The organism is Paenibacillus camerounensis (assembly GCF_000723885.1).
Lineage (GTDB): Bacteria > Bacillota > Bacilli > Paenibacillales > Paenibacillaceae > Paenibacillus_AQ > Paenibacillus_AQ camerounensis.
Window position 1 is genome coordinate 90,569 of the sequence record NZ_CCDG010000021.1, and the last position, 12,558, is coordinate 103,126.

The 12,558-nt window shown below is 51.0% G+C and carries 13 protein-coding genes; 12 read left to right on the forward strand and 1 reads right to left on the reverse strand.

Annotation, left to right across the window (positions count from 1 at the left end):
* Positions 1–97 precede the first annotated feature (97 nt).
* The 3 genes from BN3772_RS08345 (at position 98) to BN3772_RS08355 (ending at position 3,160) form a co-directional block, all read left to right on the forward strand.
* A complete protein-coding gene (locus tag BN3772_RS08345; protein WP_042198655.1) occupies positions 98–1,012 on the forward strand; it encodes a LysR family transcriptional regulator in 915 nt (304 codons plus the stop codon).
* A complete protein-coding gene (locus BN3772_RS08350) occupies positions 982–1,941 on the forward strand; it encodes a tyrosine-type recombinase/integrase (RefSeq protein ID WP_042198656.1) in 960 nt (319 codons plus the stop codon). Before BN3772_RS08345 ends, BN3772_RS08350 begins: the two co-directional genes overlap by 31 nt.
* A 247-nt stretch (positions 1,942–2,188) precedes the next feature.
* Positions 2,189–3,160: a glycoside hydrolase family 113 gene (locus BN3772_RS08355; protein ID WP_042198658.1), complete on the forward strand. Its 972-nt coding sequence runs from the start codon at positions 2,189–2,191 to the stop codon at positions 3,158–3,160.
* A gap of 226 nt (positions 3,161–3,386) precedes the next feature.
* Here BN3772_RS08355 and BN3772_RS08360 read toward each other — a convergent pair whose 3' ends face one another.
* Positions 3,387–4,313, reverse strand: a complete 927-nt coding sequence (locus tag BN3772_RS08360; protein WP_042177214.1) for an L-lactate dehydrogenase — start codon at positions 4,311–4,313, stop codon at positions 3,387–3,389.
* A 231-nt stretch (positions 4,314–4,544) separates the two neighbouring features.
* Here BN3772_RS08360 and bcaP point away from each other — a divergent pair, with 231 nt between their 5' ends.
* The 9 genes from bcaP to BN3772_RS08400 all read left to right on the forward strand — a co-directional run bounded on the left by bcaP (position 4,545) and on the right by BN3772_RS08400 (position 12,496).
* Positions 4,545–5,927, forward strand: a complete 1,383-nt coding sequence (bcaP, locus tag BN3772_RS08365) for a branched-chain amino acid transporter BcaP (RefSeq protein WP_042177209.1) — start codon at positions 4,545–4,547, stop codon at positions 5,925–5,927.
* Positions 5,928–5,950: 23 nt separating this feature from the next.
* Positions 5,951–7,246: a WD40/YVTN/BNR-like repeat-containing protein gene (locus BN3772_RS08370; RefSeq protein WP_042198660.1), complete on the forward strand. Its 1,296-nt coding sequence runs from the start codon at positions 5,951–5,953 to the stop codon at positions 7,244–7,246.
* 64 nt (positions 7,247–7,310) lie between these two features.
* A complete protein-coding gene (locus BN3772_RS08375; protein ID WP_042198662.1) occupies positions 7,311–7,937 on the forward strand; it encodes a pyridoxamine 5'-phosphate oxidase family protein in 627 nt (208 codons plus the stop codon).
* A 162-nt stretch (positions 7,938–8,099) separates the two neighbouring features.
* The gene (locus BN3772_RS30880; RefSeq protein ID WP_167336659.1) at positions 8,100–8,276 is read left to right on the forward strand and encodes a hypothetical protein; all 177 of its coding nucleotides are present in this window, start codon (positions 8,100–8,102) and stop codon (positions 8,274–8,276) included.
* 225 nt (positions 8,277–8,501) lie between these two features.
* A complete protein-coding gene (locus BN3772_RS08380) occupies positions 8,502–8,900 on the forward strand; it encodes a DUF2500 domain-containing protein (RefSeq protein WP_081947636.1) in 399 nt (132 codons plus the stop codon).
* 148 nt (positions 8,901–9,048) lie between these two features.
* Entirely contained in the window at positions 9,049–9,804 is a 756-nt protein-coding gene (locus BN3772_RS08385; RefSeq protein ID WP_042198663.1) for an SDR family NAD(P)-dependent oxidoreductase, read from the forward strand.
* A gap of 105 nt (positions 9,805–9,909) precedes the next feature.
* A complete protein-coding gene (locus BN3772_RS08390; protein WP_042198665.1) occupies positions 9,910–10,332 on the forward strand; it encodes a cell wall hydrolase in 423 nt (140 codons plus the stop codon).
* A 90-nt stretch (positions 10,333–10,422) separates the two neighbouring features.
* The gene (gene gerQ / locus BN3772_RS08395; RefSeq protein ID WP_042198668.1) at positions 10,423–10,848 is read left to right on the forward strand and encodes a spore coat protein GerQ; all 426 of its coding nucleotides are present in this window, start codon (positions 10,423–10,425) and stop codon (positions 10,846–10,848) included.
* A gap of 331 nt (positions 10,849–11,179) precedes the next feature.
* A complete protein-coding gene (locus tag BN3772_RS08400; protein ID WP_042177198.1) occupies positions 11,180–12,496 on the forward strand; it encodes a hemolysin family protein in 1,317 nt (438 codons plus the stop codon).
* The last annotated feature ends 62 nt before the right edge of the window (positions 12,497–12,558 follow it).

Consider the following 12,558-nt stretch of genomic DNA (forward strand, 5'->3'; position numbering starts at 1 on the left):
ATCAGATAATAGATCCATTGGAAAAACGGAATTATTAAATACTATCCATTCAAAAAACCGATGATAACTTTTTTATAAGGAGGCTGGCAGGCAAGCTATGGAATCTAGGCATTTATTCACCTTTCTGGTTGTAGTTGAGGCAGGCAGCTTTACAAGAGCCGCCCAGAAGCTGGACTATGCGCAGTCGAGCATTACAGCGCAGATCCAGGCACTCGAAATAGAGCTGGGCCAGCCTTTGTTTGACCGGATCGGCAAAAAAATCATGCTGACTGATGCCGGACGCCGCCTGCTGCCTTACGCACAGGAGATTTCCCGGATGCATGCCCTGGCAGAGGGTGCGCTGCGATCGGAAACGGAGCTATCCGGTGTGCTGCGCATAGGTGCACCTGAATCACTGGCTGCGTTCCGTCTGCCGGGGATTATCAAGGAATTCCGCATGTCTCATCCCCAGGTCCGGATTACGCTGAAGCCGGGGGTCTGCTGGGAGCTGACGGAGATGGCCCGCACCGGTGAGCTTGATCTGGTCTTTCTGCTTCAGCCGGACACCGAATACAAGGACTTAACCTGTGAAACGCTGATTCAGGTGGAAATGACGCTGGTGGCGCCGCTTGATCACCCGCTGACTGCTTTACAGGAGGTTATGCCGCTCGATCTGAAGCAGGAGACTATCCTGCATACAGAGGCAGGGTGCACCTACCGCACACTGTTTGAGCGCCATCTTAACAGCCATGGCGTATATCCCGATCCTAATCTGGAATTCTGGAGCATTGAAGCCATTAAGCAGTGTGTGATGTCCGGGCTGGGCATTTCCTTCCTGCCGCTGATTACGGTCAGAAATGAGCTGTCTGAAGGCAAGCTGGCACGTCTGAACTGGAATGATGAGTCTCAGCGGGTAGCTACACAAATGGCCTACCATAACAAAAAATGGGTTTCACCCGCACTCGATGAATTTCTGGCAATCGTACAGATACATGCAGCAGAATGGCGCACAAACAGGGGGGATCGGCAGTGAGTGAGCTGGAAACGGATTACGAAGAAGAGCTGGAGGCATTTCTGATCTGGATGAAGGATGCCGGATTTACTGCATACACGCAGAAGTCTTATCTTGCTGATGTGCGTGAATTCCTGGAGGGACTTAATGGCAAGCGGCTGGAATCCGTCAAAAAGCTGCATGTAGTCTCCTATCTGACCTCTGTGCGTGAACGGGGCGTCAGTGACTCGACCAGAAACCGGAAGCATGCCTCCATCAACTGCCTGTTCCGGGCGCTGATTGAGCTTGAGCTGCTCACCGTTAATCCCGCTGCCGGCATCAAAAAATCCAAGACCGAAAAAAACCGTGAGCCGGTGTATTTGGGTGAGAGCGATCTGCAGCAGTTCCTGTCAGCTGTCAGCGGGAAATACCGCAGCCGCAACCTCGCAGTCTTCCTTCTTATGTCCTATATGGGGCTGCGGGTAGGGGAGGTGCACACGCTTAATCTTAATGATTACAGTGCAGACCGCAGATCGCTGCGTGTATTTGGGAAAGGCCGTAAATGGCGGAATGTCCCGATCCCGGAAGCTGTCGCACCTTATTTGGAAGAAGCGATCAATGAGCGCCTGACACCGTGGCGCAGTAAAGAAGAAGCCATGTTCATCTCGCAGAAAGGCCGGAGACTCTCCATACGAGGGATTCAGGGGATTGCTGCGGATACGTTTGAGCGGTTCCAGCAGGGTGTGCCCGAGGCGCACCGCCGTGCGTATTCAAGCCACAAGCTGCGTCATTCCTTCGCTACCATGCTTCTTCGCAAGGGAGCGGATCTGCGGACAGTACAGGAGCTGCTGGGCCACTCCTCGATTCAGACTACAACCGTGTATACACATATTACGAGCCGTGAAAAGGAAGAGGCTATGGCCAGGCTGCAGATTAGCATACCGGAGAAGGAAGCGGCGGTTGTGGAGTAACCAATGAGAACAGCATAGTTCATACCAGTGAATTCCCTAATCATGTGTTTATTCGAACAAGCCGGAGGACCCAAAAGTCCGCCGGTTTTTTCATATTTATAGACTCCGTGTTTTGTAGGGTGAGCAATCATGAAATAATAACTTGTTATTATTTTGTTTTTCAATTATCCTAACAAAAGATAGATATTAATTCTAAATGTTATAAGCGGAGAGAAGCTGCTAATTTAATCAACGGGAGGATACAGCGGTGAAAGAAGGATTTTTTAAAGGAATGACTTATGGCTGGGAATCAACAAGAGGAGCATACAGGCAGCCTTATGCGGAGGAATCGCTGCGGAAGCTGGCAGAAACCGGAAGTGAATGGATTGCTCTGTCCTTTTGGACGTGGCAGGACACGGTGCATTCCACCGAGATTTATTTTGACTACGGATATACAATGACAGACCGGGATATAGAGCATACGGTTAAGCTGGCTAAAGAGCTGGGGCTGAAGGTGTGCCTGAAACCGGTGGTGAACTCCAGAGACGGAATCTGGAGAGCCCGGATCGGTTTTCCTGAGGATGGGGATGTTTACTGGGCTGCCTGGTTCAAGTCCTATACAAACTTCATTAAGCATTATGCAGAACTGGCGGAGGAGCTGGAGTGTGAGCTGTTCTGCATCGGCTGCGAGATGGTGGCTACAGAATCGCGGGAGACAGAGTGGCGCAATCTGATCAGTGAGGTCAAAGGCCTGTATAACGGCCCGATTGTGTACAATGCTAATCATGGTAAAGAAGAGGGAATTGAGTGGCTTGACGAGGTTGATTATATCGGAACAAGCGCATATTATCCGGTAGCGTCCGTTCCGGGCGATACTCTGGAGAATATGCGGGCCTCCTGGGAGGAGCAGAAGCCGCGGCTGAAGGCACTGGCTGACCGGTTCGGTAAGAAGCTTGTCTTTATTGAAATTGGCTGCCGCAGCGCGTTAGGCTGTGCCACGATGCCGTGGGATTTCAGCCATAAGGAGCTTCCGGCTTCCCAGCAGGAGCAGGCGAACTTTTACCGTTCGGCGCTGGAGACCTTCTGGGATGAATCCTGGTTCGCCGGTTTCTTCTGGTGGGACTGGAGTACGAAGCTGTATCCGGCTGAAGAAGCGGCGACTAACGTCGGGTTCGATATTTACGGCAAGGAAGCAGAGCAGGTGTTAAAAGAATATTACCAGCGTCCGGTGATTCGTTAATCTGGAAATTACGTCCAGGATATTAATTTCATTGTCAGATAAAAATGTTTCATGTTATATTAACAAAATGACATGGCAAGTTAACTCCGTCCTTTAACAGCGGTGTGTGCGATACACGCTGAAGGACGGATTCTTTTGTGTGCGGGTGTACGCAAACAAGGGCTATCTTCCGGTCCGACAAAGCGACCGGGAGATAGCCCTTGTTTGTTATAGGAGAATGCTATTTTTACAGCTCCAGCTTGGAAATCTCTGATTTCAGCTTGTCCGCCGATTTCTGGAACAAGGCCTGCTCTTCCTCGTTAAGAGGCAGATCGAGAACTTCCCGCACACCGGAACGGTCAACGACACAAGGTGCACCGAGGAATACATCGGACACTCCGTTGTAGTTGTTAAGCAGGGTAGAGACATTCAGTACAGCGCCTTCATTGTCCAGAATCGAGACAACAATCCGGTCCAGTGCCAGTGCAATGGCATAGGACGTAGAGCCTTTGGCATCAATAATTTCATACGCGGCATTTTTGGTGTCTTCAAAGATATCCTTGCGCTCCGCTTCATCGAAGCCAAGGTCAGTTCCCGCAATATTGGCGAGACTCCATACCGGAAGCTCTGAATCACCATGCTCCCCGATAATCTGTCCATGAATACTGCGCGGATCAATCTCCTTGTGCTTTCCGATCAGGTAACGGAAACGTGCGCTGTCGAGCACAGTACCGGAACCGATGACCCGTCTGCGGTCAAAGCCGCTGATCTTCAGGGTGGCATAAGCCAGAATATCCACCGGATTCGTAGCAATCAGCAGGATGGCATGATGGTTGTATTTAGTGATTTTTTGGATGATGTCTTTGAAGATGGCAATATTCTTGCGCAGCAGATCGATCCGGGTTTCGCCCGGCTTCTGCGATGCACCGGCGGTAACGATAATGATATCCGCTTCCCGGCAATCTTCATAGGTTCCTGCCCATAGCTTCACGCCGCCGACAAACGGCATGCCGTGATTCATGTCCAGCGCTTCTCCAAGGGCCTTCTGATGATTGACATCTATAAGTACCAGTTCTTGCATACGTCTGCGCAGCAGCAGGGTATAAGCGGTTGTTGTTCCTACTGCACCGGTGCCGATAACTACGACACGATTGGGCTTAAATGGGGGGGCCATTGATACATCTCCTCCGAAGTTCGAATTTTTTGTGTCCAATCTTAACCATCATAATCGTTAAATGTAGTGTTTTCAAGCATGCTGTTTTTAATCCATTACCCCGGATGCGGGTATGCTAACAACAACATTTGGCAATAGGGCTGCCGGTTCCTGGTTCCGGCATTATTTTGGCTTGCTGACCATAAGGTCATTAGCGATATATCACTATTATTGACAGGAGAGAAAAGAAGTATGGATTTATTCCGCAAGAAACCGCTGGCTGTCCCTGTGAGCGACAATGCCGGCAAGCTCAGCAAAACCTTAGGTGCCCTTGATCTTACCGCACTCGGCGTGGGTGCGATCATCGGTACCGGCATTTTTGTAATGACAGGGGTTGCTGCTGCAGAGCATGCCGGACCCGGCCTGGTGCTGTCCTTCGTACTTGCCGGAATCGCCTGCGTGCTGTCCGCACTCTGCTATTCGGAGTTTGCCTCGACACTTCCCGTATCAGGCAGCGCCTATGCTTACAGCTACGTTGCATTTGGTGAGCTGCTGGCCTGGATTCTCGGCTGGGATCTGGTGCTGGAATACGGAGTTGCGGCTGCAGCGGTAAGCAGCGGCTGGTCCGGGTATTTTCAGGGGCTGCTGGAGGGCTTCGGAATTCATTTGCCTACTGCGCTGTCCGGGGCATATAATGCGGACAAAGGTACCTTTATAAATCTGCCTGCAGTGATTATCATCCTGCTGATTTCTTATCTGCTGACAAGAGGCGTCAAAGAAACAGCACGCTTTAATGCGATAATGGTAGTTGTAAAGCTCGCTGTGGTCCTGCTGTTTATCTTCACCGGTATCTTCTATGTTAAGCCGGAGAACTGGACACCGTTTCTGCCCTATGGCTTCCACGGGGTCGTTAACGGGGCGGCGACGGTATTTTTCGCTTATATCGGCTTTGATGCCTTGTCGACGGCTGCTGAAGAGGTCAAGCGCCCGCAGCGAGATCTGCCAATCGGAATTATTTCTTCACTTGCCATCTGCACAGTCCTGTATATTTCAGTCTCGCTCGTGCTGACCGGAATTGTGCCTTATCAGAACCTGAATGTCAGCGATCCGGTTTCCTTCGCATTGCGGTTTGTGGATCAGAATATGATTGCCGGCCTGATCTCCGTCGGGGCCATAGCCGGTATGACGACTGTGCTGCTCGTTCTGCTGTTCGGACAGACCCGTCTGCTGTTCGCCATTTCCCGGGACGGGCTGCTTCCCGAAAGCCTGGCGAAGATTAATACAAAGACACAGACTCCGGTGCGCAGCACCTGGATGGTCGGCGGCATTATTGCCGTATTCACCGGCTTTGTGCCGCTGGACCGGCTTGCCGACCTGACAAGCATCGGGACCTTGTTCGCCTTCCTCGTGGTCTCGCTTGGTGTTATCGTCATGCGGCGTTCGCATCCAGAGCTCAAACGGGGGTTCAGAGTGCCCTGGGTTCCGGTAATTCCGCTGTTGAGTGCAGCAGCCTGCGGTTATTTGATGTATAATCTGGGCAGAGAAACCTGGATCGGATTTTTCATCTGGCTGGTCCTCGGATTACTGATCTACTGGCTCTATGGCTATAAAAACAGTAAACTGAATAAGAAGTAAGTCAAAAGAAAGGGGGGAGAGCCTTGTTTCCTTACACTGCAGGTTACAGGAAGCTGGGAATATCCGCTGCGGTTCTTTTTATCCTGCTGATTGTATCAGCCTGCTCCTCATCCCCGGCACCAGCACCGACTCTGCCTCCTCAGCCGACGGAAGCGCCGGAGGAAGGGCAGACGATTACGCTGATTACCCCCGGCGATGCCAAAAACGTAACCAATGAAAGCACGCCAAAATATCAGATCCAGACCCGTCTGACCGATTTCAGGCTGCTGAATGAATCGGTCGGTCTGGCATGGGGTGTCACCAAAAAGGAACTGCGGATCTATATGACCAAGGATAATGGGGGAACCTGGGCTAATATTTCACCTTCAACAAATGTTCAGTTTTTGGCCAATCCGGTGTACGGGGAAGAAATTTTTTTCACTGATCCTCATAACGGCTGGATTATCCGCAGCTCGTTCGGGGTAACGGAGACGGTTGTTCTGCGGACCACAGACGGCGGCCAGAGCTGGAAGGTATCTTCTTTTCCCGATTCGAACACGGTATCGTCTATTTACTTCAGTTCTCCGCAGAACGGCTGGCTGATGACCTCCTGGGATGCAAATGCCACCAAGTCAAGTAAGGCTCTCTATGCCACTAAGGATGGAGGAGCGACCTGGACCATGGTTATGCAGAATGAACAGTATAATCCGAACCTGCCGAACAACACGATTCCTATGGCCGGTATTGTTACCGGAATGATCTTTAAGAACACCACGCATGGACTGGTGACCCTGCAGACCGGTGCGCTACCCAAAATCTACATGACCAGCGACAGCGGGGTTACTTGGCATCCGGGTCAGGAGATCCTGGTTAATGCAGAGTGGGGAGGCTGCGACAAGGTGATTACCGGAGAACCGGAGTTTTTCGGCGGAAACAGTGCCGCCGGCTTTCTCCCGGCAGCCTGTCAGACAGACAAGCAAAACAGCGTGACTTATAACGGCTACTTTACAGCTAACGGCGGTGACAACTGGAAATTTGTTGATTTTGTGCTGAACAGCCAGACTGGAGTCAACCGTTATCTTCCGCCCGCTTTTATTAGTGCCGGGACCGGCTGGCTGCTGAGCGGTAATATGATCTTCAAAACCGTGAACCAGGGCCAGACTTGGGTGCCGCTGCCGGCCAGCAGTGTCCTCCAGTCAAAGTTGCTTGAATACCCTGAGATCGTGAAGCTACAGTTTATTTCAGAGGATGTGGGCTGGCTGCTGATCCAGAAGGAAGAGGACCGCAGGTCCATATTGCTGCAGACAACGAACGGCGGGGTCAGCTGGCGCGTCATGTAGCAGAATCTATATGAGTGAAGGAAGGCTGCTCTGTGCAGTCTTCTTTTTTTGACGGAGGATGCTTATGTCTGAATATCAGAGAATAGAAACGGAAGCAGAGCTGCGTGATTTGCTGGGTTCCCCGGGGCAGCTTGTACAGCACAAGGTGATTGGTGTGATTGATGAGCATTGCCGGCGTTTTATCGCCCGGTCCCCGATCCTGATGATGGCTACTTCAGATCATGAAGGTCATGTGGATGTTTCACCAAGAGGGGATGCACCGGGTTTTGTGCAGATTCTGGACGAGCGCCGGCTGGTCATTCCTGAACGCCCGGGCAACCGCAGAATGGACTCGCTGATTAATCTGTTATCTAACCCGCGGGCAGGGCTGATTTTTATGATACCGGGGCTTGAAGAGACGTTGCGGGTGAACGGGCGGGCGGCAATTGTCCGGGATGAGCAGCTGCTGCAGCAAATGGAAGCTTACGGGCGGACGCCGCTGGTAAGGATTATGGTAGAAGTAGAGGAATGTTATACTCATTGTGCCAAAGCGTTCAAACGCTCAAGCCTGTGGAATCCGGAATCCTGGCCGGCAAAGGACCAATTACCTGATATTCCGAAGATGATAGCAGATCATGTGAAGCTGCCCGGAATCAGTGCTGAACAGGTGACAGCCTCGCTCAACGACAGCTATATAAATAGGCTGTACTAATCCAAGCTTTGTCCAAAAGTTGAACAAAAAAACGTATTTCAAATTTTCTTTAAAAATGTGAAAAAAATCACATGACAAACGAAAACGCTTGTGATATATTTAACACATAGAAAACAAGTTCATTTTTTCACAAACTTTCATCTACGAATAGGAGAGATTATAATGACAACTTTCGAAACGGATTATGTGACTAGAAACCTTCTGCAATTGTGCTATAACTGCGATGACGCTCACCTGTGTGAAACGGAAGAGCAATGCAGAGCCTGCTGGGCTGACAACGGTATGATGCCGACCGAAGAGAATGAAACCAGACAATTTCTTGATCTTGTGCATGCATAGAGTAATAGATCGGCAAGCAGCGGTTAAAGACCACATACGTTCTCGTAACTGAGAACAGAGTGGTCTTTTTTGCATTCAAAAACGTAAATCAGGAACTTCTGCAGCGTCAGGCTATTTGTATTATTAGTGATGCTGTATTAGAAGGATAAGGCATATACATGTACAGAAGCATCCCCATGAATGTGCAGGGGGCGGCAAGTATTTGGGGTATGAGGGGGAATAAGCATGGGAATGGGCTCGGATCCTTCTTGGATGTTTGATCTTACCGGAACAGTGATACCGATCTTCCTTGTGGTGATGATCGGTATTGTAGCAGTATCTGCAGGCAGAGGCTTGTTTCAGTGGAGCCGCAATAACAGCTCGCCCCTGCTCACTATCCCCGCCCGTATTGTCAGCAAACGCAGTGAAGTCCGCCAGCAGCAGCTTCAGGATGACAGCCAGTCCAGCCGGACCAGCACCACTTATTATCTGACTTATGAGCTGCAGGACGGCGTCCGGATGGAGTTCAAGGTGGACGGCAGTGAATTCGGCATGAGTGCAGAAGGGGACAGGGGCATATTAAGCTATCAGGGAACCAGATACCATGGCTTCAAGCGGCATCCCCATTACTCAACTGCAGAATAGCAGGAGGTTGAAGCAAGACGTTAGTAGCGGCTGCAGTTTATTTACTATATAGTACGGTCTCAGTACAATCCCCTTGATTCCTTAACCGGAATAAGGGGATATTTATATTATGACTCTATCACCAGCCAGCTTAGGAGGAGAATGAATAGTGGAATATGCCAACAAAATTGTAATTGTTACAGGCGCAGGCCGCGGGATCGGCAGAGCGGTAGCCGCTGCTTACGCTGCGGAAGGGGCAAAGGTAGTTGTGGCAGAGCTGGAATCCGCACTGGGTCAAAAGACGGCAAAAGAGATTACCGCAGCGGGCGGACATGCTGAATATGTGTCCTGTGATGTCAGCCGGGAAGATCAGATTATAGCGCTTGTTGCCCATACAGCGGAGAAGTATGGAACAGTCGACATTCTAGTCAATAATGCCGGGATCGCAAATCCGCATGCGGCTTCGCTGTACGAGCTGTCTGCAGATGACTGGGACAAGGTGCTTAATACAAACGCCCGGAGCGTATTTCTTGCGACCCGGGAGGCGGCCAAACACATGCGGAGGAACCCGGGCGGCGGGTCGGTCGTCAATTTGTCCTCAACCCGCGCGCTGATGTCTGAGCCTGATACGGAGGCTTATGCAGCATCTAAAGGGGCGATAACCGCCCTGACGCATGCGATGGCAGTAACCTTGGGGAAGGATGGTATAACTGTGAACTGTATCAGTCCGGGATGGATTGAGACCGGGGATTATAGCGGGCTGCGTGAGGCTGATCATAAGCAGCATCCGGCCGGCCGTGTCGGTAAGCCGGAGGATATAGCCCGGGCCTGCCTGTATTTAACAGCCCCGGAGAATAACTTCATTACAGGGGCACAGCTGGTGATTGACGGTGGCATGACCCGCAAGATGATCTATGAGCCATGATCTGCTGTAACGGGAGGCTGAGGCGTTGAGAAATTCATAACGGACTGTCACCTCTTAGGCGGATGCACATACAATACAGCGAGCAGGAAAGAAGGAGGAGAACACATGGCCGTTATCAAAACGAACTCGGAAGATGTGAGGGTGCTGGCACGGCTGATGAGGGCGGAAGCCGAGGAGGATGGGGATTCCGGCATGCTGATGGTCGGCAATGTCGGGGTCAACCGGATTCTCGGAAATTGTCTAGACTTCAACAACATCCGGAATGTGAACGATATGGTGTATCAGAGTCCAGGCGGCTTCGAGGCCCCGCAGAAGAGTTACTTTTACCAGCGGGCCAGAGAGTCGGACATCAGGCTGGCCAAACGGGCTATCGCAGGTGAACGAACCTGGCCGGCCTCCAACGCCCTATGGTTCTTCCGTCCAGTCGGAGCCTGTCCGGCAACGTGGTATAACCAGCAGAATACCGGACGTTACAAGGCCCATTGCTTCTTTACCCCGACCGCTGAGGATTGCCCGGCTGTATACTAGGCGCCCGCAGGCTGCAGGAGACAGAACGGCTGGGTCCGTCCGCCGGAGCTGTCTCCCTGAGCCAACATTTACTTAGGAGGTTTTACAAAAATGATCAGCCAACCTTACCGTCCCGTTACTTATATGATCGGCAGCAACCCCGGCGGGGCCATGATGCCAATGGGAACCATGCCGCCCCAGGTGACCAGCGGAAGCCCGATGACTCCGGGCGGAGCAGTAGTGCCTACAACCGCACCCGTTTTTGAACAATCGTACATCGAAAATATTTTCCGGCTGAACCTCGGCAAGGTCGGAACGTTCTACTACACATACGAGAATAACAAAGAGTGGAATGCTAAGGTATACAAAGGCGTGCTTGAGGCTGCCGGCCGTGACCACATTATCATCAGTGATCCGGTTACCGGACAGCGCACTGTGCTGCTGATGATCTACTTCGATTATGCCACCTTTGATGAGCCGCTGGCTTACCAGTATCCCGGCGTAATCGGCAATCCGCCTACCCGCAACTGCCGGTAAGGCACAGAGGCTTTCCTTGAATAAGACAGTCCCGAATTAGCGGGACTGTCTTTTTTTTGCCGGATCAACGGCATCAAAATCTATCCATTTGAATGGAATGTCCATAAGATTGGCAGCGAAATCATATTTTTACACTAATAATACCTGTTTTTGTGGCGCGGATAATAATATAATACAGTATATCTTAACATCCGTGATTACAGTCAGGAGATGAAGGCATTGGGAAATTGACGATGAAAGGAACAGCTGCTATGACGCAGACTGACACTCTGAATAAACGAAGGAGGTGGGCCTATCCGCTGAACAAGGACTCGGTGGATAGGAGTATAATTTGAGCGACCCTTTACCCGGTATATTACATGTAGGTCTTATTATCATGCTTGTGCTGTTTAACGGCTTTTTTGTTTCGGTTGAGTATGCAATGGTCAAGGTGCGCAGCGGCCGCATTGAATCACTGATTGAGGAAGGCAGCAAAAGAGCGCTAGCAGCTAAAGACATCGTGCACAATCTGGACGCATACCTGTCCGCCTGCCAGCTTGGCATCACGCTTGCCTCGCTCGCACTCGGCTGGCTTGGAGAGCCGGCGGTAGCCACGATTGTCGGGCCGCTTGTAACAAGTTTGGGCTTTGGCGATACTGCCGTTTATGTCATTTCGCTGATTATTGCTTTTATGTTCATTACGGTTCTGCATATTGTGCTTGGTGAGCTTGCTCCGAAGACAATTGCGGTGAACAAGGCTGAGGCGGTGCTTCTGCTAACCTCGGGAGCCATGAATGTTTTTTACCGGATCATGTATCCGTTTATCTGGATCGTGAACGGTTTGGCCCGGGGGCTGCTGCGCATATTCCGTCTGGCTCCTGCTTCGGAGCTGGCCACTGCGCATACTGAGGAAGAAATCCGTATTATCATGCAGGAGAGTAACAAAAGCGGTCTTATCGACAATACCGAAATGACACTGGTAGACAATATTTTTGAATTCGCAGATACAATGGCGCGGGAGATTATGATTCCCCGAACCGAAATGATCTGTCTGAACAGCCATCTGCCGGCGGAAGAGAATCTGGAGATTGCTTATGACGGCATGAGAACACGTTATCCGGTCTGCGACGGCGATAAGGATCATATTCTAGGCTTCATTCACATCAAGGACCTGATCCGTGAGAACACGCCGAAGTATACGGAGCTGATTCGTCCGATTCTGACGGTGCCTGAGTCTATTCAGATCAGTGCTCTGCTAAAGGTGATGCAGCGGGCCAAGACACAGATTGCTATCCTCATTGATGAGTATGGCGGCACTTCCGGCATGGTTACACTGGAGGATATCATGGAAGAGATTGTAGGCGAAATCCAGGATGAGTTCGACCATGAACGCCCCGGTGTTGAGCGGCTGGGGGAAGACGAGTTCTCCATTGACGGTCTTATGCTGATAGAAGAAATCAATGACATGCTGGGGCTTCATATGGAGACGGATGATTATGATACCATTGGAGGCTGGCTGTATTCCAAGCTTGAGGTAAGTCCTCCGCAAAAAGGCCAGACGGCCGAATTCGACGGCCATCTGTTCGTAGTAGAGGAAACCGAAAACAAACGGATATCACGGATCAAGCTGCTGAAGCTGCAGATACTGGCTGAGGAAGCCGGAGCGTAACGGTTGTATCATTAGGCATGGCGCAGGTAAGTGCGCTGTGCCTTTTTTTGATTCATTTTAAA